General features: G+C 72.7%; 20 protein-coding genes. 17 read left to right on the top strand and 3 right to left on the bottom strand.

Annotated elements, in window-relative coordinates; all coding sequences use genetic code 11:
- Nucleotides 1-43: 43 nt before the first annotated feature.
- The 9 genes from IE134_RS27895 to IE134_RS27855 all read left to right on the top strand — a co-directional run bounded on the left by IE134_RS27895 (nt 44) and on the right by IE134_RS27855 (nt 12,398).
- Complete coding sequence (locus IE134_RS27895; protein ID WP_030715746.1) at nt 44-1,489, top strand: aldehyde dehydrogenase family protein; 1,446 nt, start codon at nt 44-46, stop codon at nt 1,487-1,489.
- Between the two features lie 243 nt (nt 1,490-1,732).
- Nucleotides 1,733-3,688, top strand: coding sequence for an acyl-CoA dehydrogenase family protein (locus IE134_RS27890; protein WP_030715749.1), 1,956 nt, complete (start codon nt 1,733-1,735; stop codon nt 3,686-3,688).
- Nucleotides 3,689-3,791: 103 nt separating this feature from the next.
- The gene (aroA, locus tag IE134_RS27885; RefSeq protein ID WP_189432073.1) at nt 3,792-5,033 is read left to right on the top strand and encodes a 3-phosphoshikimate 1-carboxyvinyltransferase; all 1,242 of its coding nucleotides are present in this window, start codon (nt 3,792-3,794) and stop codon (nt 5,031-5,033) included.
- Between the two features lie 70 nt (nt 5,034-5,103).
- A complete protein-coding gene (dxr, locus tag IE134_RS27880) occupies nt 5,104-6,357 on the top strand; it encodes a 1-deoxy-D-xylulose-5-phosphate reductoisomerase (protein WP_098017254.1) in 1,254 nt (417 codons plus the stop codon).
- The gene (locus tag IE134_RS27875; protein WP_030715758.1) at nt 6,354-7,664 is read left to right on the top strand and encodes a M50 family metallopeptidase; all 1,311 of its coding nucleotides are present in this window, start codon (nt 6,354-6,356) and stop codon (nt 7,662-7,664) included. The genes dxr and IE134_RS27875 overlap by 4 nt, the downstream gene beginning before the upstream one ends.
- 191 nt (nt 7,665-7,855) lie before the next feature.
- A complete protein-coding gene (gene ispG / locus IE134_RS27870) occupies nt 7,856-9,013 on the top strand; it encodes a flavodoxin-dependent (E)-4-hydroxy-3-methylbut-2-enyl-diphosphate synthase (RefSeq protein WP_003965892.1) in 1,158 nt (385 codons plus the stop codon).
- Between the two features lie 152 nt (nt 9,014-9,165).
- The gene (locus IE134_RS27865) at nt 9,166-10,011 is read left to right on the top strand and encodes a GNAT family N-acetyltransferase (protein WP_030715761.1); all 846 of its coding nucleotides are present in this window, start codon (nt 9,166-9,168) and stop codon (nt 10,009-10,011) included.
- A 47-nt stretch (nt 10,012-10,058) separates the two neighbouring features.
- Nucleotides 10,059-10,625, top strand: a complete 567-nt coding sequence (locus tag IE134_RS27860) for a GNAT family N-acetyltransferase (RefSeq protein ID WP_030715765.1) — start codon at nt 10,059-10,061, stop codon at nt 10,623-10,625.
- Between the two features lie 69 nt (nt 10,626-10,694).
- Nucleotides 10,695-12,398, top strand: a complete 1,704-nt coding sequence (locus tag IE134_RS27855; RefSeq protein WP_030715769.1) for a proline--tRNA ligase — start codon at nt 10,695-10,697, stop codon at nt 12,396-12,398.
- A 73-nt stretch (nt 12,399-12,471) separates the two neighbouring features.
- On the opposite strand, the gene IE134_RS27850 is transcribed toward IE134_RS27855, so the two are convergent.
- From IE134_RS27850 to IE134_RS27840, 3 genes are read right to left on the bottom strand one after another with little or no spacing between them, the layout of a single operon-like run.
- Nucleotides 12,472-13,401, bottom strand: coding sequence for an aminoglycoside phosphotransferase family protein (locus IE134_RS27850; RefSeq protein WP_030715771.1), 930 nt, complete (start codon nt 13,399-13,401; stop codon nt 12,472-12,474).
- Between the two features lie 32 nt (nt 13,402-13,433).
- The gene (locus IE134_RS27845; RefSeq protein WP_030715773.1) at nt 13,434-13,952 is read right to left on the bottom strand and encodes a ferritin-like domain-containing protein; all 519 of its coding nucleotides are present in this window, start codon (nt 13,950-13,952) and stop codon (nt 13,434-13,436) included.
- Entirely contained in the window at nt 13,949-14,491 is a 543-nt protein-coding gene (locus IE134_RS27840) for a hypothetical protein (protein WP_030715775.1), read from the bottom strand. The genes IE134_RS27845 and IE134_RS27840 overlap by 4 nt, the downstream gene beginning before the upstream one ends.
- 176 nt (nt 14,492-14,667) lie before the next feature.
- On the opposite strand from IE134_RS27840, the gene rimP reads away from it, so the two are divergent.
- From rimP to IE134_RS27800, 8 genes are all read left to right on the top strand, one after another.
- Entirely contained in the window at nt 14,668-15,171 is a 504-nt protein-coding gene (gene rimP / locus IE134_RS27835; RefSeq protein WP_030715777.1) for a ribosome maturation factor RimP, read from the top strand.
- Nucleotides 15,172-15,173: 2 nt separating this feature from the next.
- Complete coding sequence (gene nusA / locus IE134_RS27830; protein ID WP_006127966.1) at nt 15,174-16,214, top strand: transcription termination factor NusA; 1,041 nt, start codon at nt 15,174-15,176, stop codon at nt 16,212-16,214.
- Nucleotides 16,215-16,327: 113 nt separating this feature from the next.
- Nucleotides 16,328-16,606 (top strand): YlxR family protein, encoded by a 279-nt coding sequence (locus tag IE134_RS27825; protein ID WP_006127967.1) that lies wholly within the window; start codon nt 16,328-16,330, stop codon nt 16,604-16,606.
- 148 nt (nt 16,607-16,754) lie between these two features.
- Entirely contained in the window at nt 16,755-19,859 is a 3,105-nt protein-coding gene (gene infB / locus IE134_RS27820; RefSeq protein ID WP_078614422.1) for a translation initiation factor IF-2, read from the top strand.
- A gap of 177 nt (nt 19,860-20,036) precedes the next feature.
- A complete protein-coding gene (locus IE134_RS27815; RefSeq protein ID WP_006127969.1) occupies nt 20,037-20,330 on the top strand; it encodes a DUF503 domain-containing protein in 294 nt (97 codons plus the stop codon).
- Between the two features lie 36 nt (nt 20,331-20,366).
- The gene (rbfA, locus tag IE134_RS27810) at nt 20,367-20,849 is read left to right on the top strand and encodes a 30S ribosome-binding factor RbfA (RefSeq protein ID WP_010061881.1); all 483 of its coding nucleotides are present in this window, start codon (nt 20,367-20,369) and stop codon (nt 20,847-20,849) included.
- Nucleotides 20,846-21,745, top strand: coding sequence for a tRNA pseudouridine(55) synthase TruB (gene truB / locus IE134_RS27805; protein WP_030715783.1), 900 nt, complete (start codon nt 20,846-20,848; stop codon nt 21,743-21,745). The genes rbfA and truB overlap by 4 nt, the downstream gene beginning before the upstream one ends.
- Nucleotides 21,746-21,992: 247 nt before the next feature.
- The gene (locus IE134_RS27800; RefSeq protein ID WP_189432071.1) at nt 21,993-25,535 is read left to right on the top strand and encodes a serine protease; all 3,543 of its coding nucleotides are present in this window, start codon (nt 21,993-21,995) and stop codon (nt 25,533-25,535) included.
- Nucleotides 25,536-25,556 lie beyond the last annotated feature (21 nt).

The raw sequence follows: 25,556 nt of genomic DNA, 5'->3' as shown, positions 1-25,556 counted from the left end.
TCGGTCACGACCTCCTCACGACCTCCGAAGGGCCGGAACCTCCATGACTTCGCCCCACGCCTTCTGGGTGGCCGGCCGCCAGGCCACCGGTGCCGACAGCTTCGACGTCACCAACCCGTACGACGGTCGCCTCGTCGGCACCGTCAGCGTGCCGACCGACGCCCAGGTCGAGGAGGCCGTCGCCGCCGCCCACGCCGTACGCGACGAGTTCGCCGCCACCCCGGCGCACGTCCGGGCGGCAGCCCTCGACCACGTCGTACGGCGGCTCACGGAGCGCACCGAGGAGATCGCCCAGCTGATCTCGGCGGAGAACGGCAAGCCGATCAAGTGGGCCCGCGGCGAGGTCGGCCGGGCCGTGTCCGTGTTCCGGTTCGCCGCAGAGGAGGCCCGCCGCTTCAACGGCGGAGAGGCCCAGCGGCTCGACACCGACCTCGGCGGCACCGGCCGCCTCGGGCTGACCCGGCGCTTCCCGCGCGGGGCCGTCCTCGGTATCGCGCCCTTCAACTTCCCGCTGAACCTCAGCGCCCACAAGGTCGCCCCGGCCATCGCCGTCGGCGCCCCGATCATCCTCAAGCCGGCCCCGGCGACTCCGATCTCCTCGCTCATCCTGGGCGAGCTGCTGGCCGAGACCGACCTTCCGGCCGGCTCCTGGTCCGTCCTGACGGTCCCGAACGACAAGATGCCCGCCCTGGTCCAGGACGAGCGCCTGCCGGTGATCTCCTTCACCGGCTCCGGCCCGGTCGGCTACGCGATCATGGAGTCGGTGCCCCGCAAGCACTGCACCCTGGAGCTCGGCGGCAACGGCGCCGCGGTCGTCCTCGGCGACTACGCCTCCGACGAGGACCTGGACTGGGCGGCCACCCGGATCGCCACCTTCTCCAACTACCAGGGCGGCCAGTCCTGCATCTCCGTGCAGCGCGTCATCGCCGACGCCTCGGTCTACGACCGCCTCGTCCCGAAGATCGTCGCCGCCGTCGAGGCCCTCGTCACCGGTGACCCGGCCGACGCCGCCACCGACGTCGGCCCCCTCGTCAGCGAGGACGCCGCCCAGCGCGTCGAGTCCTGGGTCGACGAGGCCGTCCAGGGCGGCGCGGAGCTGCTCACCGGCGGCAAGCGCGACGGCGCCACCTACGCCCCGACGGTCCTGGCGGGCCTCCCGGACGACGTGAAGCTCTCCTGCGAAGAGGTCTTCGGCCCGGTCATGTCCCTCCAGAAGGTGGACGGCGAGGCCGAGGCGTTCGCGGCCGTCAACTCCTCCAAGTACGGCCTCCAGGCAGGCGTCTTCACCCACGACCTCCAGACCGCCTTCCGCGCCCACCGCGCCCTGGAGGTCGGCGGCGTGATCATCGGCGACGTCCCCTCGTACCGCGCCGACCAGATGCCGTACGGCGGCGCCAAGCAGTCCGGCGTCGGCCGCGAGGGCGTCCGCTACGCCATGGACGACTACACCTACGAGCGCGTCCTGGTCCTCACGGGCCTCGCCCTGTAACACCCCGGACGACCCCCGCCCGCCTTCCGCCCGGACAGCGAGCGCGGGCGGGGGCGCGCAAGAGAACGGCCTGAGCCCACTGTGCGGGGGCTCAGGTCGTTCGCGTGTTCGTGCGCGGGGTCTGGTGCGGGTGCCGAACCACGGGTACAGGGGTTACATACGGACCAGTAAGCAGCGACTAGCAGTCCGTGCGTCCCGGGCGTCCCATCCCTCCTGGTCTCGCGCGGCGAGGTGAGGTCCCTCATGTCCGCACCACACAACATCCCCCAGGTCCCCAAGGCCCCCAAGGTCACCGAACGCGAAGCGCGACGGGTCGCCGAGGCCGCCCGTGAGCAGGACTGGCGCAAGCCCAGTTTCGCCAAGGAGCTGTTCCTGGGGCGCTTCCGGCTCGACCTGATCCATCCGCACCCCCTGCCACCGCCCGACGACATACGGCGCGGCGAGGAGTTCCTGGCGCGGCTGCGGGCGTTCTGCGAGACGCACATCGACAGCGTGCGCATCGAACGCGAGGCGAGGATCCCCGACGAGGTGATCAGCGGGCTCAAGGAGCTCGGCGCCCTCGGGATGAAGATCGAGACCAAGTACGGCGGCCTCGGACTCACCCAGGTGTACTACAACAAGGCACTCGCTCTCGTCGGCTCCGCCAGCCCCGCGATCGGCGCGCTGCTCTCCGCGCATCAGTCGATCGGCGTACCGCAGCCCCTGAAGATCTTCGGCACCCAGGAGCAGAAGGACGTCTACCTGCCCCGGCTGGCCACCACCGACATCTCCGCCTTCCTGCTCACCGAGCCGGACGTCGGCTCCGACCCCGCCCGCCTCGCCACCACCGCGGTGCCCGACGGGCCGGACTACCTCCTCGACGGCGTGAAGCTCTGGACGACCAACGGCGTCGTCGCCGACCTCCTCGTGGTCATGGCCCGGGTACCCGCCTCCGAGGGGCACCCGGGCGGCATCACCGCCTTCGTCGTCGAGGCCGACGCCCCCGGCGTGACCGTGGAGCACCGCAACGCCTTCATGGGCCTGCGCGGGATCGAGAACGGCGTCACCCGTTTCCACCAGGTGCGGGTGCCCGGAGCCTGCCGGATCGGGCCCGAGGGCGCCGGGCTGAAGATCGCCCTGACCACCCTCAACACCGGCCGCCTCTCGCTGCCCGCGATGTGCGTCGGCGTCGGCAAGTGGTCGCTGAAGATCGCCCGCGAATGGTCCGCCGTACGCGAGCAGTGGGGCCGGCCCGTCGCCCGACACGAGGCGGTCGGCTCCAAGATCTCGTTCATCGCGGCCACCACCTTCGCCCTGGAGGCCATCGTCGACCTCTCCTCGCAGATGGCCGACGAGGACCGCAACGACATCCGCATCGAGGCTGCCCTCGCCAAGCTGTACGGCTCCGAGATGGGCTGGCTGATCGCCGACGAACTGGTCCAGATCCGCGGCGGCCGCGGCTTCGAGACCGCGGAGTCGCTGGCCGCCCGCGGGGAGCGGGCCGTCCCGGCCGAGCAGATGCTCCGGGACATGCGGATCAACCGGATCTTCGAGGGCTCCACCGAGATCATGCACCTGCTGATCGCCCGCGAGGCCGTCGACGCCCACCTCAAGGTCGCGGGCGACATCATCGACCCCGACAAGCCGCTCTCCGCCAAGGCGAAGGCGGGCGCCAACGCCGCCGGGTTCTACGCCCGCTGGCTGCCCAAACTCGTCGCCGGACCGGGGCAACTGCCGCGCACGTACGCCGAGTTCCACCCGGCCGGGCACCGCGACCTCTCCGGGCACCTCCGGTACGTCGAGCGGTGCTCGCGCAAGCTCGCCCGGTCCACCTTCTACGCCATGTCCCGCTGGCAGGGCCGGATGGAGACCAAACAGGGCTTCCTCGGCCGGATCGTCGACATCGGCGCCGAGCTCTTCGCCATGAGCGCCGCCTGCGTCCGCGCCGAGCACCTGCGCGGGGCGGAGGAGCACGGCCGCGAGGCCTACCAGCTCGCGGACGCCTTCTGCGAGCAGGCCCGCATCCGGGTCGAGGAACTGTTCACCCGCCTGTGGTCCAACACCGACGACCTCGACCGGCGCGTGGTCGACGGCGTCCTGTCGGGGACGTACACCTGGCTGGAGGAGGGCGTCATCGACCCGAGCGGCGAGGGCCCCTGGATCGCCGACGCCACCCCCGGCCCCGCCGTCCAGGAGAACCAGCACCGGCCGGTGCGCTAGGGACGGTCGTACGGGGTACGTCGGGTGCGTCCACCGGGTCAGCCGCGTCCACGCACCGGACGTACCCCGCCCGGCCCGCCCGCCGCAGGGCAGGATGAGCGCCGTGACCGTCATCGACATCCCCGGCTCCAAGTCCGTCACCGCCCGCGCCCTCTTCCTGGCCGCCGCGGCCGACGGCACCACCACCCTGCTGCGGCCGCTGCGCTCGGACGACACCGAGGGCTTCGCCGAAGGGCTGAAGAGCCTCGGTTACGCCGTCGAGCAGGAGGCCGACCGCTGGCGCGTCCAGGGGCGCCCGGCCGGGCCCGCCGCCGACGACGCCGACGTCTACTGCCGCGACGGCGCGACCACCGCCCGCTTCCTGCCCACCCTCGTCGCGGCCGCCGCCTCCGGCACGTACCGCTTCGACGCCTCCGCCCAGATGCGCCGCCGCCCGCTCGCCCCGCTCACCCGGGCCCTCACCGCGCTCGGCGTCGACCTGCGCCACGGGGGAGCGGAGGGGCACCACCCGCTGACCGTGCGCGCCGCCGGGATCGAGGGCGGCGACCTCACCCTGGACGCGGGGGAGTCGTCCCAGTACCTCACCGCGCTGCTGATGCTCGGGCCGCTCACCGCGAAGGGGCTCCGCATCGAGGTCACCGAGCTGGTCTCCGCGCCGTACGTCGAGATCACCCTCGCGATGATGCGCGATTTCGGCGTGGAGGTACTGCGGGAGGGGAACACCTTCACCGTCCCTCCCGGCGGCTACCGGGCCACCGCCTACGCCGTCGAGCCCGACGCCTCCACCGCGAGCTACTTCTTCGCCGCCGCAGCCCTCACCGGCCGCGAGGTCACCGTCCCCGGCCTCGGCATCGGCGCCCTCCAGGGCGACCTGCGCTTCGTCGACGTCCTGCGGGACATGGGCGCCGAGGTGAGCGTCGGCGCCGACGCCACCACCGTCCGTTCCACCGGCCGGCTGCGCGGCATCACCGTCAACATGCGCGACATCTCCGACACCATGCCGACCCTCGCAGCGATCGCGCCGTACGCGGACGGTCCCGTACGGATCGAGGACGTCGCCAACACCCGGGTCAAGGAGTGCGACCGGCTGGAGGCGTGCGCCGAGAACCTCCGCGCCATGGGCGTCACCGTGCACACCGGCCCCGACTGGATCGAGATCCATCCCGGCACGCCGAAGCCCACCGAGATCGCCACCCACGGCGACCACCGCATCGTGATGTCCTTCGCCGTGGCCGGACTGCGCACACCCGGCCTGACGTACGACGACCCCGGCTGCGTACGCAAGACGTTCCCGCGCTACCACGAGGTGTTCGCGGACTTCGCGCACGGCCTCGAAGGGCGCTGAACGGGGTTGCGGCCCGGCTCACCCGGGACGCGCTGTCCCCGCACACAGCCGGAGCGGCAACAATGGGGGCATGAGCGACAGCCCCGCCCCCCTCGCCGATCCGCATCTCCTCTTCGACGCCGCGGACGGCCGCCGGGATCTCGTGATCCTCGGCTCCACCGGGTCCATCGGTACGCAGGCCATCGACCTGGTCCTGCGCAACCCCGACCGCTTCCGCGTCACGGCGCTCTCGGCCGCCGGCGGCCGGGTCGCCCTGCTGGCCGAGCAGGCCCGCCGGCTGCGCGTGAACACGGTCGCGGTCGCCGCGGAGGACGCGGTCCCCGCCCTGCGCGAGGCGTTGCGGGACCAGTACGGGGCCGGTGAACCGCTCCCCGAGATCCTCGCCGGACCCGACGCGGCCACCACCCTCGCCGCGAGCGCCTGCCACACCGTGCTCAACGGCATCACCGGCTCCATCGGGCTCGCCCCGACCCTCGCCGCGCTGAAGGCGGGCCGCACGCTCGCGCTCGCCAACAAGGAGTCGCTGATCGTCGGCGGCCCGCTGGTGAAGGCGCTCGCCGCCCCCGGCCAGATCATCCCGGTCGACTCCGAGCACGCCGCGCTCTTCCAGGCGCTGGCCGCGGGCACCCGCGCCGACGTCCGCAAACTCGTCGTCACCGCCTCCGGCGGACCCTTCCGGGGCCGTACGCGCGAGGAGCTGGCCGACGTCACGCGCGAGCAGGCGCTCGCCCACCCGACCTGGGCCATGGGACCGGTCATCACGATCAACTCCGCGACCCTGGTCAACAAGGGTCTTGAGGTCATCGAGGCGCACCTCCTCTACGACATCCCCTTCGACCGCATCGAGGTCGTGGTCCACCCGCAGTCCTACGTGCACTCGATGGTGGAATTCAGCGACGGCTCCACCCTCGCCCAGGCCACCCCGCCGGACATGGGCGGCCCCATCGCCATCGGTCTCGGCTGGCCCCAGCGCGTCCCGGACGCGGCCCCCGCCTTCGACTGGTCGAAGGCCTCCACCTGGGAGTTCTTCCCGCTGGACACCGAGGCCTTCCCGTCCGTCGGTCTCGCCCGGCACGTCGGCGGCCTCGGCGGCACCGCACCCGCCGTGTTCAACGCGGCCAACGAGGAATGCGTCGACGCTTTCCTCGCCGGACAGCTGCCCTTCAACGGAATCATGGATACGGTCACGGCTGTGGTGTCCGAACACGGCACCCCCGCCCCGGGAACCTCGCTCAGCGTCGCGGACGTCCTCGAAGCGGAAACGTGGGCCCGCGCACGGGCCCGGGAACTCTCGGCGAAAGCGACAGCGGAGGCGCACGCATGAGTCTGACCTCGATCCTGCTGACGGTCCTGGGGATCGCCGTCTTCGTCGTGGGCCTGCTCTTCTCCATCGCCTGGCACGAGCTGGGCCACCTCTCCACGGCCAAGATGTTCGGCATCCGGGTCCCGCAGTACATGGTCGGCTTCGGCCCGACGCTCTGGTCGAAGAAGAAGGGCGACACGGAGTACGGCATCAAGGCCATCCCGGCCGGCGGCTACATCCGCATGATCGGGATGTTCCCGCCGGGCCCCGACGGCCGCCTCGAAGCCCGCTCCACCTCCCCGTGGCGCGGCATGATCGAGGACGCCCGCTCCGCCGCCTTCGAGGAGCTCCAGCCGGGCGACGAGAAGCGGCTCTTCTACACGCGCAAGCCGTGGAAGCGCGTCATCGTGATGTTCGCCGGCCCCTTCATGAACCTGGTCCTCGCGGTCGCCATCTTCATGGGCGTCGCGATGACCTTCGGCTTCCAGACCCAGACCACCGAGGTCGGCGGCGTCCAGAAGTGCGTGATCGCGCAGAGCGAGAACCGCGAGAAGTGCAAGCCCACCGACGACGTCTCGCCGGCCAAGGCCGCCGGGCTCCGGGAGGGCGACAAGATCGTCGCCTTCGCCGGGACCAAGGTCGACGACTGGGCGACGCTCTCGGACCGCATCCGCGAGACGATCGGCCCCGCCACCATCGTCGTCGAACGCGACGGCAGGGAAGTCACGCTCAACGCCGTCCTGCGCGAGAACGACGTCGCCAAGAAGGACGGCAACGGCGAGATCATCCCGAAGGAGTTCGTCAAGGCGGGCTACCTGGGCTTCGCCGCGAAGACCGAGATCGTGCCGCTCGGCTTCGGCGACTCCGTCGTCCGCATGGGCGACATGATCGAGAACGGCGTCGACTCCATCATCGCGCTGCCCTCCAAGATCCCCGCCCTCTGGGACGCCGCCTTCAGCGACGGCGAACGGGCCGACGACTCGCCGGTCGGCGTGGTCGGCGCGGCCCGGATCGGCGGCGAGGTGATGAACCTCGATATCCCGGCGCAGAACCAGGTCGCGATGATGCTTTTCCTGCTCGCCGGCTTCAACCTCTCGCTGTTCCTGTTCAACATGCTCCCGCTGCTCCCGCTGGACGGCGGGCACATCGCGGGTGCGCTGTGGGAGTCGCTGCGGCGCAATGTGGCCAAGGTCTTCCGGCGCCCCGACCCGGGCCCGTTCGACGTGGCCCGGCTGATGCCGGTCGCCTATGTGGTCGCCGGACTCTTCATCTGCTTCACGCTGCTGGTCCTGGTGGCCGACATCGTGAACCCGGTGAAAATCAGCTGACCGCCCCACGCACCCCTTCCGTCCCTGCTGCCCCACAGGTGTCGGCCGGACACACACGTCGTGTCCGGCCGGTCACCGAGGGGTGGACATGTCGGCACGGGTGCGTCCGCCCGGGCTCCGGTGCCGTAACCTCGAAGCCTGGAGCCCGCCGATCTCGGGACCTTGATCCACACCTTGGGGATGCACAGCGCATGACTGCGATTTCTCTCGGAATGCCGGCCGTTCCGACCAAGCTCGCCGACCGAAGGGTCAGCCGACAGATCCAGGTCGGCACGGTCGCGGTCGGCGGCGACGCACCCGTTTCCGTGCAGTCGATGACGACGACCCGTACGTCGGACATCGGCGCCACGCTCCAGCAGATCGCCGAGCTGACGGCGTCCGGCTGCCAGATCGTCCGGGTCGCGTGCCCGACGCAGGACGACGCCGACGCGCTCGCCACGATCGCCCGGAAGTCGCAGATCCCGGTGATCGCCGACATCCACTTCCAGCCGAAGTACGTCTTCGCCGCGATCGATGCCGGCTGCGCGGCCGTCCGGGTCAACCCGGGCAACATCAAGCAGTTCGACGACAAGGTCAAGGAGATCGCCAAGGCGGCCTCCGAGACCCGCACCCCGATCCGGATCGGCGTCAACGCCGGCTCCCTGGACGCGCGGCTCCTGAAGAAGTACGGCAAGGCCACCCCCGAGGCCCTCGTCGAGTCCGCCCTGTGGGAGGCGTCCCTCTTCGAGGAGCACGGCTTCGGCGACATCAAGATCTCGGTCAAGCACAACGACCCGGTCGTCATGGTCAACGCCTACCGCCAGCTCGCCGCCCAGAGCGACTACCCGCTGCACCTCGGCGTCACCGAGGCCGGACCGGCGTTCCAGGGCACCATCAAGTCGGCCGTCGCGTTCGGGGCCCTGCTCTCCGAGGGCATCGGCGACACCATCCGCGTCTCCCTCTCGGCCCCGCCGGCCGAGGAGGTCAAGGTCGGCCTCCAGATCCTGGAGGCGCTGAACCTCAAGCAGCGCCGCCTGGAGATCGTCTCCTGCCCGTCCTGCGGCCGCGCCCAGGTCGACGTCTACAAGCTCGCCGACCAGGTCAGCGCCGGCCTGGAGGGCATGGAGGTCCCCCTGCGCGTCGCGGTCATGGGCTGCGTCGTCAACGGCCCGGGTGAGGCCCGCGAGGCCGACCTCGGTGTCGCCTCCGGCAACGGCAAGGGCCAGATCTTCGTGAAGGGCGAGGTCATCAAGACCGTCCCGGAGTCGAAGATCGTCGAGACCCTCATCGAAGAGGCCCTGAAGATCGCCGAGCAGATGGAGAAGGACGGCATCGCGTCCGGCGAACCCCAGGTCTCCATCGGCGCCTGACCTGCGCCTTTCCACGCCATGACCGCCCCGCCCGGCTCCGTGCCCGGCGGGGCGGCGGTGTCTCCGGAAACCGTCTCCCGGACTCCAGCGGTGTTCGAGAGGTTTGTCGGTTACAGTGCGGAAATCAGCAGACCGTATGGTGAGGCCCCCTCGTGTTGACGCAGACCACCACCCGGGTCCTCGAACCCAGCGACCTCGGCGCCGCACTCGCCATTCTCGAGAGCGAGCCCGTGGCCAACGCCTTCGTGACGTCCCGCGTGCAGGTCGCGGGGCTCGACCCCTGGCGCCTCGGCGGCGAGATGTGGGGCTGGTACGCCGACGGCAGGCTCCGCTCCCTGTGCTACTCCGGCGCCAACCTCGTCCCCATCTGCGCCGGACCCGAAGCCGTCCGCGCCTTCGCCGATCGGGCCCGCAGGGCAGGCCGCCGCTGCTCCTCCATCGTCGGCCCCGCCGAACCCACCACCCAGCTCTGGCGGCTCCTCGAACCCAGCTGGGGACCCGCCCGCGAGGTCCGCGGCAACCAGCCCCTCATGGTCACCGAGAGCCCGGCCGCCGACGTCACGCCCGACCCGCTCGTCCGCCGCATCCGCAAGGACGAGGTGGAGGTCCTGATGCCGGCCTGCGTCGCGATGTTCACCGAGGAGGTCGGCATCTCCCCGCTCGCCGGCGACGGCGGCCTCCTCTACCAGGCCCGCGTCGCCGAACTCATCAGCACCGGCCGCTCCTTCGCCCGTATCGACGACGGCAAGGTCGTCTTCAAGGCGGAGATCGGCGCGGCCACCCCCCAGGCCTGCCAGATCCAGGGCGTCTGGGTCGCCCCCGAGCACCGCGGCAAGGGCCTCTCCGAAACGGGCATGGCCGCCGTCCTGCGCTACGCCCTGGCCGACGTCGCCCCCGTCGTCAGCCTGTACGTGAACGACTACAACACCCCCGCCCGCAAGGCCTACCAGCGCGTCGGCTTCCGCGAGGTCGGGGCGTTCATGAGCGTCCTGTTCTGAACCGCCGCGCTTACCCGGGCGCCCGCCCCGGCCAGTAGGGTTCCGGCATGGCAGCCCCCGCAGAAGGCCCCCCAGCACCCGACGCCGAGATCGGCCCCGTCGACCTCGCCGCCCGCGTCGACGAAGCCCTGCACGTCCAGGCGGCCGCCTTCGGACTCAGCCAGGACGAGATCGACGTACGCCGCCACATCGTCCTCAGGCACCTGGAACACCCCCGTGCCCGGGCACTCGGCGCCACCGCCCCCGACGGCCGGCTCGTCGGCTTCGTCTACGGGCTGCCCAACGACCGCACCCAGTGGTGGTCCACCGTCGTCGAGCCCTATCTGCGGGCCACCGGGTCCGACGGCTGGCTCGACGACTCCTTCGTCATCACCGAACTCCACGTCCTCCCGGGCCACCAGCAGCGCGGCATCGGCCGCACTCTGATCACCACCATCACCGACGCCGTCGACCACCCGCGGTCGATCCTCTCGGCGATCGACAAGGACAGTCCCGCCCGCGCCCTCTACCGCTCGCTCGGCTACCGCGACCTGGCCCGCCAGGTCGTCTTCCCGAGCGCCCCGCAGCCGTACGCGGTCATGGGAGCGCCCCTGCCGCTGCTGCGGCCGAACTGAATGGATTTCCGCCCGCCCGCACCGCCCGGTTAACCTCGGGCTCACCACTTTCGCGAGCAGGAGTTCACCATGGCCCAGGTCCAGCGCATGTCCCGATTGATGATCAAGACACTGCGCGACGACCCGGCGGACGCCGAGACGCTCAGCCACAAGCTGCTGGTCCGCGCCGGATACGTACGCCGCAACGCGGCCGGCATCTGGTCCTGGCTGCCGCTCGGCAAGAAGGTCCTGGACAACATCTCCAACGTCGTCCGCGAGGAGATGGACGCCATCGGCGCCCAGGAGGTCCTGCTCCCCGCCCTGCTGCCCAAGGAGCCCTACGAGGCGTCCGGCCGCTGGGAGGAGTACGGCGACCTGCTCTTCCGCCTCAAGGACCGCAAGGGCGGCGACTACCTCCTCGGCCCCACCCACGAGGAGATCTTCACCCAGACCGTCAAGGACCAGTGCACGTCCTACAAGGACCTGCCGGTGATGCTCTACCAGATCCAGACGAAGTACCGCGACGAGGCCCGCCCCCGCTCCGGCGTGCTCCGCGGCCGCGAGTTCCAGATGAAGGACTCGTACAGCTTCGACACCACCGACGAGGGCCTCGCGCACTCCTACGCCCTGCACCGGGCCGCGTACATCAAGATCTTCGAGCGCCTGGGCCTGGACCACCGCATCGTCTCCGCCGTCTCCGGCGCGATGGGCGGCTCCGCCTCCGAGGAGTTCCTGGCCCCCGCGGCCGCCGGTGAGGACACCTTCGCCGACTGCCCGAACTGCGACTACGCCGCCAACACCGAGGCCGTGACCTTCGCGCTCGCCCCGGTCGACGGCTCGGCGCACGGCGCGGTCGAGGAGCTGGACACCCCCGACACCCCGACCATCGAGACCCTCGCCGCGCACCTCGGCGTCCCCGCCTCCGCCACCCTGAAGAACCTGCTGGTCAAGGTGGACGGCGAGATCGTCGCCGTCGGCGTCCCCGGCCACCGCGAGGTCGACCTCGGCAAGCTCGGCGAGCACCTGGCCCCCGCCGTCGTCGAGCTGGTCACCGCCGAGGACTTCGTCGGCCGTGACGACCTCGTACGCGGCTACGTCGGCCCCCAGGGCCTGGAGAAGGTCCGCTACCTCGCCGACCCCCGCGTCGCCCCCGGCACCTCCTGGATCACCGGCGCCAACAAGGAGGGCAAGCACGCGAAGAACGTGGTCGCGGGCCGCGACTTCGAGGTCGACGAGTACCTGGACGTCGTCGTCGTCGAGGAGGGCGACCCCTGCCCCAAGTGCGGCACCGGCCTGGTCCTGGACCGCGCCATCGAGATCGGCCACATCTTCCAGCTCGGCCGCAAGTACGCCGACACCTTCCAGCTCGACGTCCTCGGCCAGCAGGGCAAGCCCGTCCGCGTCACGATGGGCTCGTACGGCATCGGCGTCTCCCGCGCCGTGGCCGCCCTCACCGAGCAGACCGCCGACGACAAGGGCCTGTGCTGGCCCCGCGAGATCGCCCCGGCCGACGTCCACGTCGTCGCCGCGGGCAAGGCCCTCCAGACCGAGCTGGCCCTCGACGTCTCGGAGAAGCTCAACGCGGCGGGCCTGCGGGTCCTCGTCGACGATCGCCCCGGCGTCTCGCCCGGCGTGAAGTTCACCGACTCCGAGCTGATCGGCGTGCCCAAGATCCTGGTCGCCGGGCGCCGCTCCGCCGACGGCGTCCTGGAGCTGAAGGACCGCCGCACCGGCGAGCGCGAGGAGCTGACCGTCGACGAGGCGATCGCCCGCCTGACGGCCGACCTGGCCTGATCCCTCGGATCGCGTACGAGGAGGGCCCCCGCACACCGTGTGCGGGGGCCCTCCTCGTACGTACGGCGAACCGTTACAGCCAGCCCGCGAACTCCAGGTTCACCTCGCCCATCTGACGCCGCCCCTCGGCCAGCGCACGGGTGCCCGACTCGACCGCCCGGAACAGCGTCCAGCCGTGCAGCCGCGCCTGCTCCACCTCCAGCGACTCCGCCAGCTTCTTGACCCGCCGCCTTGCCGTCGCCGGGCCGCCGGGGGAGGCGATCAGATCCTCCGCCCGGTCCCGCACCAGCCGCGCCAGGTCATAGGCGCGCTCGCCCACCAGCGGCTCGGGGCCCACCGTCAGCCACGGCGCGCGCTCCCCGGACAGCACCTTGCTCTGCCGGAAGTTGCCGTGCAGCAAAAGGAGTTCGGGCTCCCCCTCGACCAGCTCCGCCCGGGCCGCGAGCGCCGCGTCCACCAGGGGTGCCAGCTCCGGGTCGGCCTCGGCGGCGGCCCGCATTCCGGCGCTCTGCCGTTCGGTCCGCGTGCCCACCGTCTCGAAGGCGTGCCCGGCGGGCGGCTCCACCCACAGCCGGCGCAGCGTGCCCGCCGCCTCCAGCAGGGCCTTCGCCTCCGGCAGCGAGCGCAGCGACACCTCGGGGTGCAGGCGCTCCAGCAGCAGCGCCCCGGACGCGTCGAGCTCCGTTCCGGCCGGTGCCGGGGTGTCCAGCGGCTTCACCGCACCCCAGCCGTTCCAGTGCTCCAGCGCCGCCCGCTCCAGCCCCGGCCCTGCGACCGGCGGGGCGAGCTTCAGCGCGGCCGGGGTCCCGTCGGCCCGCCGCACCAGGACCACCAGGGAACTGCGCCCGCCGGGGGCGGCCACCCGCTCCACGGTGAGGCCGTCCTCGGCGGCCAGCGCCCGCTCGGTCAGCGCGGGGAGCCCGGCCAGCCAGTCGGCCGCCGCGGCGTCCCCGTACATCTCACCGAGCGCGCGCACCAGGCGCTGCGGCGGTTCGCAACCCATACGTCGTGTGTTCCCTTTCCCGATCCTTCGGATCAGCGCGTCCCGTCCGCGCCCGCGGCCTCCACCGGGCCCGTAGCGGCCGGATCCGCACCGGCGGCCCGCTCGGCGAGCCCCGGAAAGGCTACGTTGCCGCCCCGCCAGCGGGCCGACCGCACCGCGGCCTCCCGCAGCGCGCCCGCCGCGTCCTTGCGCCGCGCGCCCTCGGTGGCCCGTACGAGATCGGCGTAGGCGCCCGCGATCCGGTCCTCCAGGACCGCGGCGAGCCGCACAGCGGCGGGGCCGTCCGGCACGGCGAACGGCAGGGCGTACGCCGCGTTCGAGGCCACCGGGCGCCCGCCCAGGTCACGCGCGGTGCGCGCCAGCGCGTCCCGACGGGCCCGGTGCGCGTCGTGCGCCGACCGGGCCTCCGCACCCTGCTTCCCGTCGAGACGGCCGCCCAGCACGCCGTACCCGTACACCGCGGCGTGCTCGGCGGCCAGGGCGGCCTGGAGGGCGGTCAGCTCGGGGGAGTCGGAGTCGTCATCGGACCGCCGGATCGAACGGGTGCTCATACGGCTGTCTCCTCGGCCAGTTCGGTCAGCAGATACGCGTGCGCCGCGGCGGCGGCCGCCACCGAGGCCAGCAGCCGGGCCAGCTCCGGCCCGGCCGTCAGCAGGGCCTCGGTGTGCGCGTCGGCCCGCCGGCGCTCGGCGGCGGCCAGCTCCCGCACCGCGGCCTTCGGATCGGCCGACACCGGACCGGCGGGCGCCGGAGGAGCCTTGTCGCCCTTCGGCTCGCCCTTCGCGCGCGGTGGCGCCAAGGCCTTCCCGTGCTCGGCCACGGCCGCCCGCAGCGGTACGAGGCCCGCCGCCGTGGCCGGATGAGCCTCGGCCACCAGGTCGTACCGGGCGAGCAGGAGGGCGCCGTCGCGCACCGCCTTCTCGCGCAGCGCCTTCTCGGCCTTCGCGGTGGTGGCCCGCGCGCCGGAGTGCGCGGGCTTCTTCCCCCCGGCGCCTTCGTCGTCGCCCCCGCAGCCGGTCAGCACCGCACCCAGGGCGAGAGCTCCCGTCGCGGTGAGCGCCCCCCTGCGCGTCGTCCCCGTGCGCCGCACGTTTCTCCTTCGGGCCTGGACCGGTCCTGACAGGATCTGTCCTGATGTGATCACCGCAGGCGAGCGTACCCGCGGCCGAGCGGCAGGCGGACGGCAACACCCCTGGCGACCGGATACCCTTTGACCTGACGCACGACGATCCCCACAACAGCACACGCGGCCGAGGAGTCACCCGGATGAGCACCACCCAGAGCGAGAGGCTGCGCGGGCTGCTGGAACCGCTCGTCAGCGCGCAGGAGCTGGACCTCGAGGAGATCGAGGTGTCCCGGGCCGGCCGACGGGGAGTGCTGCGGATCATCGTGGACTCCGACGAGGGCGTCGAGCTGGACGCCTGTGCGGAGCTGAGCCGCGCGATCTCCCAGAAGCTGGACGAGACCGACGCGATGGGCGAGGGCGAGTACGTCCTCGAAGTCAGCTCCCCCGGCGCGGACCGCCCGCTGACCGAGCACCGCCACTACGTACGCGCCACCGGCCGGCTGGCCAGATTCCATCTGACCGGCGACGGCTCCGGTGAGCTGGTCGCCCGCATCCTCGCCGTCGACGAGGACGGGCTCGACCTCGAAGTGCCCGGCGTCAAGGGCCGCAAGCCCACCGCCCGCCGCCTCGCCTTCGACGAGATCGCCAAGGCGCGCGTGGAGATCGAATTCAACCGCAAGGACAAGAAGGAAGAGGAGGCGTAGCCGTGGACATCGATGTGAAGCTTCTGAAGGGCTTGGCGCAGGACAAGGAGATCCCCTTCGACGTGCTCGTCGGGGCGATCGAGTCGGCCCTCCTCATCGCGTACCACCGCACCGACGGCAGCTACCGCCGCGCGCGCGTGAAGCTCGACGAGAACGGCCACGTCACCGTGTGGGCCAAGGAGGACCCGGCCGACCTCGAAGAGGGCCAGGAGCCCAAGGAGTTCGACGACACCCCCTCCGGATTCGGCCGTATCGCCGCGACCACCGCCAAGCAGGTCATCCTGCAGCGGCTGCGCGACGCCGAGGACGACAAGACCTTCGGCGAGTACGCCGGACACGAGGGCGATGTCGTCACCGGCGTCGTCCAGCAGGGCAAGGACCCCAAGAACGTCCTGGTCGACATCGGCAAGCTGGAAGCCATCCTGCCGGTGCAGGAGCAGGTCCCGGGCGAGGAGTACACCCACGGCCTGCGTCTGCGTACGTACGTCGTCCGGGTCGCCAAGGGCGTCCGCGGCCCGTCGGTGACGCTCTCGCGCACCCACCCCAACCTGGTGAAGAAGCTCTTCGCGCTGGAGGTCCCGGAGATCGCGGACGGCTCGGTGGTCATCGAGGCCATCGCCCGCGAGGCCGGTCACCGCACCAAGATCGCGGTTCGCTCCACCCGTGCGGGACTGAACCCCAAGGGCGCCTGCATCGGCCCGATGGGCAGCCGGGTGCGCAACGTGATGGCCGAGCTGCACGGCGAGAAGATCGACATCGTGGACTGGTCCGACGACCCGGCCGAGATGGTCGCCAACGCGCTCTCGCCCGCCCGGGTGAGCAAGGTCGAGGTCGTCGACCTCGGCGCGCGCTCCGCCCGCGTCACCGTGCCGGACTACCAGCTGTCCCTGGCGATCGGTAAGGAGGGGCAGAACGCCCGCCTCGCCGCCCGCCTCACCGGCTGGCGGATCGACATCCGGCCGGACACCGAGACGGACGAGGAGCGGGAGAACGCCGACCGCGAGCGGGCCGAGCGGGCCCGGGAGCGCTCGGAAAGGCGTTGACCCGAAGCCGCTCCAGGGAATAGATCTTGGACGCACGCCGCTGAGATCACGACAACATCCGTTCGATTTTTGCCCCAAAGGGGTGAGGTCGGTACGGGGAGGTAGACTTAACCGTGTCTGGCCGGACGCAAGCCCGCGCTTGCCCCGAGCGAACCTGTGTGGGATGCCGGGAGCGAGTGACCAAGAGCGAGCTGCTGCGCATCGTGGTGGACGAGGGCGCCTGCGCCCCTGATCCACGCGGTACGCTGCCCGGCCGGGGTGCATATGTGCACCCCACCTCTGTCTGTCTCGACCTGGCGGTTCGCCGCCGGGCGTTCCCCCGGGCCTTCAAGGCCAAGGGGCCGTTCGACACCGCGGCACTCACGCGGTTCGTCGAACGGGTGACACCGTAAGAAAGTGAACGGCACGGGACCCCGTGCGGTCAGGTACCTCGCGAGTTGGAAGTAGGTCGAGATTGCGATGAGCACTCGATGAGTACGCGATGAGTACGCCCATGAAGTAGCGACGGTCCGGCGGTAACCCGGACCTAAAAGGAGCGAAGTGGCTAAGGTCCGGGTATACGAACTCGCCAAGGAGTTCGGCGTCGAGAGCAAGGTCGTCATGGCCAAGCTCCAAGAACTCGGTGAATTCGTCCGTTCGGCGTCCTCGACGATCGAGGCGCCGGTTGTACGCAAGTTGACCGACGCACTGCAGGGGCCCGGCGGCAACGCCGGCAAGTCCGCTGCCAAGCCTGGCGCGCCCCGTAAGGCGACGCCCGCTAAGCCCGCAGCGCCCTCCCCGGCCGCTGCGGCACGTCCCGCTGCCCCGAAGCCCGGCGCCCCGGCCCCCAAGCCGGCCGCCGCCGAGGCCCCCAGCAGCACCCCGGCAGCGCCCTCCGCGCCGTCGGCGGGCCCCCGTCCGGGCCCGAAGCCCGCGCCGAAGGCGGCCCCGGTGACCCCGGTCCCGGCCGCCGAGTTCTCGGCTCCGGCGCCCGAGCGTCCGGCCGCCCCGCAGGCCCCGCGTCCCGCAGGCGCCACCCCCGGCCCCCGTCCCGCGCCCGCCCGTCCGGCTCCGGCCGGCGGTCAGCGCGACGGTGGCCAGCGTGACGGCGGCCGTGGTGGCGAGCGTGGCGGCGACCGCCCCGCGCGTCCCGCCGGCCAGGGCGCCCCGCGCCCCGGCGGCGCCCGTCCGGCCGGTCCCCGTCCGGGCAACAACCCCTTCACCTCCGGCGGCTCCACCGGCATGGCGCGCCCCTCGGCGCCCCGTCCCGGCGGTGCCCCGCGCCCCGGTGGCGGCTCGGAGCGCCCCGGCGCCCCGCGTCCGCAGGGCGGCCCCGGTGGCGCCCCGCGCCCCCAGGGCGGTCAGGGTCAGGGCGGTGCCCGTCCCACTCCGGGCGGCATGCCCCGTCCGCAGGCTCCGCGTCCCGGCGGCGGTCCCGCCGGTAACCGCCCGAACCCGGGCATGATGCCGCAGCGTCCCGCTGCCGGCCCGCGTCCCGGTCCCGGCGGCGGTGGCCGCGGTCCCGGTGGTGGCGGTCGTCCCGGCGGTGCCGGTGGCGGTCGTCCCGGCGGCGGCGGCTTCGCCGGTCGTCCCGGTGGCGGCGGTGGCGGCGGCTTCGCCGGCCGTCCGGCCGGTCCCGGTGGGGGCGGCGGCGGTGCCGGTCGTCCCGGTGGCGGCGGCGGCTTCGGCGGTCGTCCCGGCTTCGGTGGCCGTCCGGGTGGTCCCGGTGGCCGCGGTGGCACGCAGGGTGCGTTCGGCCGTCCCGGCGGTCCGGCGCGTCGTGGCCGTAAGTCGAAGCGGCAGAGGCGCCAGGAGTACGAGGCCATGCAGGCCCCGTCGGTCGGCGGCGTCATGCTGCCCCGCGGCAACGGACAGGCCGTCCGGCTGTCGCGCGGCGCCTCGCTCACCGACTTCGCGGAGAAGATCAACGCCAACCCGGCGTCGCTCGTCGCCGTGATGATGAACCTCGGCGAGATGGTCACCGCCACGCAGTCCGTTTCCGACGAGACGCTCCGGCTTCTCGCCGAGGAGATGAACTACGTCCTGGAGATCGTCAGCCCCGAGGAGGAGGACCGCGAGCTGCTCGAGTCCTTCGACATCGAGTTCGGCGAGGACGAGGGCGGCGAAGAGGCTCTGGTCTCCCGTCCGCCGGTCGTGACCGTCATGGGTCACGTCGACCACGGTAAGACCCGACTCCTCGACGCGATCCGCAAGACCAACGTGGTCGCGGGCGAGGCCGGTGGCATCACCCAGCACATCGGTGCCTACCAGGTCTCCTCCGAGGTCAACGGCGAGGACCGCAAGATCACCTTCATCGACACCCCGGGTCACGAGGCGTTCACCGCCATGCGTGCCCGTGGTGCGAAGTCGACCGACATCGCGATCCTCGTGGTGGCGGCCAACGACGGTGTGATGCCCCAGACGATCGAGGCGCTGAACCACGCCAAGGCGGCCGAGGTGCCGATCGTGGTCGCGGTCAACAAGATCGACGTCGAGGGCGCCGACCCGACCAAGGTGCGCGGTCAGCTCACCGAGTTCGGTCTGGTGGCCGAGGAGTACGGCGGCGACACCATGTTCGTCGACATCTCCGCCAAGCAGGGCCTCAACATCGAGGCGCTGCTGGAGGCCGTCGTCCTCACCGCTGACGCCTCGCTCGACCTGCGGGCCAACCCCGACCAGGACGCGCAGGGTATTGCGATCGAGTCCCACCTCGACCGCGGTCGCGGTGCCGTCTCGACCGTCCTGGTCCAGCGCGGAACGCTGCGCATCGGCGACACGGTTGTCGTCGGCGACGCGTACGGCCGCGTCCGCGCCATGCTCGACGACAACGGTCAGAACGTCCAGGAAGCGGGTCCCTCGACCCCCGTCCTGGTGCTCGGTCTCACCAACGTCCCGGGCGCCGGCGACAACCTCCTGGTGGTCGACGAGGACCGTACGGCCCGTCAGATCGCCGAGAAGCGCGCCGCTCGTGAGCGCAACGCCAACTTCGCCCGCAAGGGCGTCCGGTTCTCCCTGGAGAACCTGGACGAGGCGCTCAAGGCCGGTCTGGTCCAGGAGCTCAACCTCATCATCAAGGGCGACGCGTCCGGTTCGGTGGAGGCTCTCGAGTCCTCGCTGCTCCAGCTCGACGTCGGTGAAGAGGTCGACATCCGGATCCTGCACCGCGGTGTGGGTGCGGTCACCGAGTCGGACATCAACCTGGCGACGGGTTCCGACGCCATCGTGATCGGCTTCAACGTGCGCGCCGCAGGGCGTGCCGAGCAGATGGCCGAGCGCGAAGGCGTGGACGTCCGGTACTACTCGGTCATCTACCAGGCGATCGAAGAGATCGAAGCGGCCCTCAAGGGCCTGCTCAAGCCGGAGTACGAAGAGGTCGAGCTCGGCACGGCGGAGATCCGCGAGATCTTCCGCTCGTCCAAGCTGGGCAACATCGCCGGTGTGCTGGTCCGCTCCGGCGAGGTCAAGCGCAACACCAAGGCGCGCCTGCTGCGCGATGGCAAGGTCATCGCGGAGAACCTCAACATCTCCGGTCTGCGCCGCTTCAAGGACGACGTCACCGAGATCCGCGAAGGCTTCGAGGGCGGTATCAACCTCGGAAACTTCAACGACATCAAGATCGACGACGTCATCGCGACGTACGAGATGCGCGAGAAGCCGCGAGGCTGATCCGCGCGGATTCGGCGGGGTTCCGGGAGTCCGCTCCCGGAACCCGGCCACCACGGTCGGGGCCGGTCGACGGGTCGTATTTCCGTCGATCGGCTCCGGCCGTTCCGGTACGGTTCTGATGTCCCCGGCAAGCTCTGGCGGGGCACGAACCCGAACCGGCGGGACATCCGGACACACATGTATGTGGGGACCCTGTCCTTCGATCTGCTCCTCGGCGACGTACGGTCGTTGAAGGAGAAGCGTTCCGTCGTCCGCCCGATCGTCGCCGAACTCCAGCGCAAGTTCGCGGTGAGTGTGGCCGAGACCGGCGGGCAGAATCTCCACCGCAGGGCCGAGATCGGCCTTGCCGTGGTCTCCGGTGACACCGGACACCTCACGGACGTGCTGGACCGCTGCGAGCGGCTGGTCGCGGGACGCCCCGAGGTGGAGCTGCTGTCGGTCAGACGGCGGCTGCACACTGACGAAGACTGACAGTCGAGCGAAATCAGAAGGAAGAGTGACGGACCGGTGACCGACAACGCGCGGGCCCGCAAGCTGGCCGATCGCATCCAGGTCGTGGTCGCGGAGACCCTGGACCGGCGAATCAAGGATCCGCGGCTGGGATTCGTGACGATCACGGACGCCCGGGTCACCGGCGACCTGCGGGAGGCCACGGTCTTCTACACGGTCTACGGCGACGACGAGGAGCGCGCGGCCTCCGCGGCCGCGCTGGAGAGCGCCAAGGGCGTTCTGCGCTCCGAGGTGGGCCGGCAGACCGGGGTGCGGTTCACGCCGACCCTGGCCTTCGTGCCGGACGCCCTCCCGGACAACGCCCGCACCATCGAGGACCTCCTCGACAAGGCGCGGGCCAAGGACGCGGAGGTGCGCCAGGTCTCCACCGGAGCGACGTACGCCGGTGAGGCCGACCCGTACCGCAAGCCCGAGGACGAGGACGACGAGGCGGACACCCCCGGCTCGACCGACAAGAACGAGGGCCCCGCCTCCGCATGACCGAGCAGACCACCACGCCGGACGGCCTTGTCATCGTCGACAAGCCGTCCGGCTTCACTTCGCACGACGTCGTCGCCAAGATGCGCGGCATCGCCCGTACGCGACGCGTCGGCCACGCCGGCACGCTGGACCCGATGGCGACGGGGGTCCTGGTGCTCGGCGTCCAGCGGGCCACCAAGCTCCTGGGCCACCTCGCCCTGACCGAGAAGGAGTATCTCGGCACGATCCGGCTCGGCCAGGACACCGTCACCGACGACGCCGAGGGCGAGATCACCTCGTCCACGGACGCCTCCGAGGTGACCCGGGAGGGCATCGACGCCGGGGTGGCCGCGCTGACCGGCGCGATCATGCAGGTGCCGTCCAAGGTCAGCGCCATCAAGATCGACGGCAAGCGGTCCTACGCGCGGGTGCGCGGCGGCGAGGAGTTCGAGATCCCGGCCCGCCCGGTGACCGTCTCCTCCTTCCGCGTCTACGACGTCCGCGAGGCCGTCGCCGAGGACGGCACCCCCGTCATGGACCTCGTCGTCTCCGTCGTCTGCTCCTCGGGGACGTACATCCGGGCGCTGGCCCGCGACCTGGGCGCCGGACTCGGCGTCGGCGGCCACCTGACCGCGCTGCGCCGCACCCGGGTCGGCCCGTACGGGCTGGACGCGGCCCGCACCCTGGACCAGCACCAGGAGGAGCTGACCGTGATGCCGGTCGCCGACGCGGCGAACGCGGCCTTCCCCCGCTGGGACGTCGACGAGAAGCGCGCCAAGCTGCTCCTCAACGGCGTACGGCTGGACATGCCCGCCTACCCGCCGGGGCCGGTCGCGGTCTTCGGGCCCGACGGCACGTTCCTCGTGCTCGTCGAGGAGGAGAAGGGCAAGGCCAAGAGCCTCGCCGTCTTCGCCTGACCCGAGGCGTGTCCGGCAGACTCGCTGACTGCCTGTCGCCCACGCGCCGACCGCATGTCGTGGAGCGGGCACCACCCCCCAACCGGTGCCCGCTCCACCCCTTTCCCTCCCCGGCACCATCCCTGCTCCTCGGGGGTCACGCTTATTCACCCCATTGGACGGGCGCTCGGAGTGAACAGCGGGGGCGCGGGGGGCGCTTTCCCCGTCCGCGCGCTCCGGGCGATCACCGGCGGCCTACCGTCGGACCATGGGCAGTGGGGACCGGTCGAAGCTGGTAAAAATCTGCGATCAGGCCGGCCGGCCGCGAGGGACGGGATTCGTCGCGGACGAGCGCGGCACGGTCGTCACCGCCCATCAGGCCGTCGTCTCCCCGGGCCCGCTCCTCCTGCACGGCACGGGCGGCCGCACCTGCTCCGTCGCCCCCGACGACATCACCGCGCTCCCCGCCCTCGGCCTCGCCCTCCTGCGCACCGGCGGACCCGACGCCCTCGACGCCGAACCGCTCCCCATCGCCGGACGCGACCGCGCCGAGCCCGGGGGTTACGTCGACATCGCCGCCCACGGACGGCGCGAGGCCCGCGTGCTCGGCACCACCCCCGCCACGTACACCGCGCCGGACGGCGTCGGCCATCCGGTCCCCGCCGCCCTGGAGCTGGCCCTCGGCACCGACGGGCGCGACGCCCTGCGCTCCGGCGGCGCGGCCATCGGCGGACCGGTGACCGACCCGGCCACCGGTGCGGTCCTCGGCATCCTCACCACCACCCTCACGGCCCCGCACGAGGCGGCCGGCCTCGCCCTCCCGATCACCCGGGGCACGGACGACACCCTGGACGCCCTGCTCCGCCGCAACGCCGCCGTCGCCCCCGCCTACGGCCCCCACCTCAACCTCGCCGGGGCCCTCCAGCTCACCGCCACCTCCGTCGCCTCCGCGGACGGCCCGAAGGCCCGCACCGCGCCCGTCGAGCGCGCGGACGTCCACGCCGAGCTGGCCGCCTTCGCCGCCGGTACGGGCCTGGTCCTCGGCCTCGTCGGCGCACCCGGCACCGGCCGCACCACCGAGCTGGCCGCCCTCGCCGCCCGCCGCGCCGACGGGGCGCCCGCCCCCACGCTCTGGCTGCGCGGGGCGGACCTGCTGGCCGAGGACGTCTCGATCGCGGACGCCGCGAGCCGTACGCTCACCCGCTCCGCCCGGATCGTCACGGCTGCGGGCGCCCACGGCGACATGAGCACGGCGACCCCGGAGCGCGTCGCCAAGCTCGCCGCCGACGCGGGGCACCCGCTCCTGGTGGTCCTCGACGGCCCCGAGGAGATGCCGCCGCTGCTCGCCCACCGGCTGGCCGACTGGACGCGCGCCACCCTCGGCTGGCTCCGCGAGAACACCGTCCGGCTCGTCGTCGCCTGCCGCCCCGAGCACTGGGAGACCGCGGGCGCCCTCTGGCCCCCGGACGCCCTGCACCGCCCGCACCGCCCCGCCCGTCGGCTGCCGCCCGCCCTGCGGCTGTCCGACCTCACCCCCGAGCAGGCCGAAAGTGCCAAGGAGGCGTACGGCATCCCGCCCACCGCCCTGGCCCCCGGCCACGACCGGCACCCGCTGACGCTGCGGCTCCTCGCCGACGTCCGCGCGGCTCTGCCACCGGGCGTGCCGGGCCGCCCCGACACCGAGGACGTCTTCGGCGCCCACCTCGACCTGCTGTGCGTGCGCGCCGCCGTCCGGATCGCGGCCGCCGCCGACGAACAGCCCCGCGGGGCGGCCGTGCGCCGGCTGGCCGCCCGGGTGGCGGGCCAGGTCCACGAGGCGGCCCGCCGCTGCCTGGGCCCGGGCCAGGGCGAGCTGGACCGGGCGGCGTTCGAAGAGATCTTCCCCTGGCGCACCGGCTGGGCCTCCGCCGTGCTCACCGAAGGGCTCCTCGTCCCCGCCGGGGCGGGCTACCGCTTCGCCCACGAGGAGCTCGGCGACTGGGTGCAGGGCGCCCACCTCGACCTGGACGCGGCCCTGCGCTCCCTCGTGCACCGCTGGCACCGGGGGAGCGGTGGGACGGTGCGTCCGCCGAGCGCCGAGGGCGAGCCCCGCTCCCTGCCCGTGCCCCGGCACCGCATCGGGCCGGTGATCCAGGCGATGGTGCTCCTCGGCCGCCGCCAGGGCACCGCCGCCCTCGCGCACCGGATGGCCGACCTCATCGAGGCGCTGGACCGGCTCTGGACCGACGAGGGACCGCGCGACGAGGACGCCGCCTGGTGGGCGGCCCACCTGCTGAACGGCAGCCTGCTGCGGGTGGCCGACGCCCGCCCGTATCTCGGCGTCCTGCGGGTCCTCGCCGGGCGTATCACCCGCCGCTCCGCAGCCCCCGAAGGACCCGGGGACCTCGGGGCGTACGGCGAGTTCGGGCCCTGGTTCTGGCGGCGGCTCCGGCTGCCCGAGGAGGACCGGATCGACCTGCTCCGCCGCCTGGTGCCCGCCGACGGGCTGCCCCGCACCGACGGCGACGAACGGTATCTGGACGCGGTCGCCCGCCGCCTCGCCCTCGACGCCCCGGCCGTCCAGCCGCTGCTGTGCCGCTGGTTCACCGACGAACGCCCGCTGCTCGTGGGCCCCGACGCCCCGGACGTACCCCTGCGCCCCACCGTCGCCGCCGCCGCGCAGGCCCTGCTGTACGCCCGCCGCGAGCTGGACCTCGACGGCCTCGCCGACGCGCTGATCGCCACCCCGCACACCCGGGCCGGGGAGCTGCTCGCCGCCCTTGCGGAGGACGAGCCCACCGCGCTCTGCCGGGCCGTCGAGCGCTGGGCCCGCGACGAGGACCGCCCGGCCCGCCGCTCCGCCGCCGCCCGCTACGCCGGACTCCTCCAGCAGCGGGTCACCGCCGAGGGCGACCGGGCCCTGCTGCGCTCCGCCGCCGAGATCCTGCTGGAGCGCCCCGAGGACGCCGGCCTGCACGCCGCCGCGCACACCCTCCTCGTCCGCGACCCGAAGGCCCGGGGCCGTCACCTCCCGGGCGCGCTGCGGGCGTTCGCCGCCGGGGACCCCCGGCTCCCCGTCGAGCTGCTCGCCGAGGTGTTCCCGTCCCACCAGGAGCCGGTCCTCGCCGCCCTCCGCACCCGTCTCGCCCGCCCCGGCGACGGCGGGGGAGCGGTGCTGCGGGCCCTGGCCGGCCTCGACACGCCCGCGCTCGCGCTGCACGTCGCCGGGCTCGTACGGGAGTACATCGACGCCCACCCCGACGACGGCACCCACGCCGCCGAGTACGTCGACCTCCGTCTGGAGCACGGCCCGGCCGCCCGCGCTCTCCTGCTGCCGCTGGTCACCGGGCTGCTGAGGGACCGCCCCGCACCGCCCCCGGTGCGTGCCGCGCTCGCCGCCGTCCTCGCCGGGCCCGGCAGTGCGGACTCCCGGCCGCTGCGGGCCGAGCTGCTGGAGGTGCTGCTGGAGTTCGAGCAGACCACCGGCCGGAACCCGGACGTGCTGGAAGCCCTGCTCCGGGCCGCCGCTCTGGGCTCCGAGCGGCGCCCCGAGATCCGTACCCGAGCCCTCGTCCACCGCACCGGCATGCTGCTGGTCCGCACCCCCGAAGGCGCCGCGCGCTTCGACCGGGGCCTCGTCGAGTGCGCCCGAGAGGTGCCCGGCTTCGCCGCCCTCGTCACCCGCTGGCTGGGCGACGCCCCCGAGGAGTGGGCGGCGGTCGTGGGCCCGAGCGCGCGGCGCACGGTGGAGGCGTTGGAGACATCACGTCCGTCCATGCCGATGCCGATGCAGGCGGCGGGACGTGAGCATGGCAGTCTTAGACCTGCGTAATCGACATACACACGTACACAG

The sequence above is a fragment of the Streptomyces rubiginosohelvolus genome, assembly GCF_014649875.1.
GTDB lineage: Bacteria > Actinomycetota > Actinomycetes > Streptomycetales > Streptomycetaceae > Streptomyces > Streptomyces rubiginosohelvolus.
This window is presented reverse-complemented; position numbering and strand designations above follow the sequence as displayed.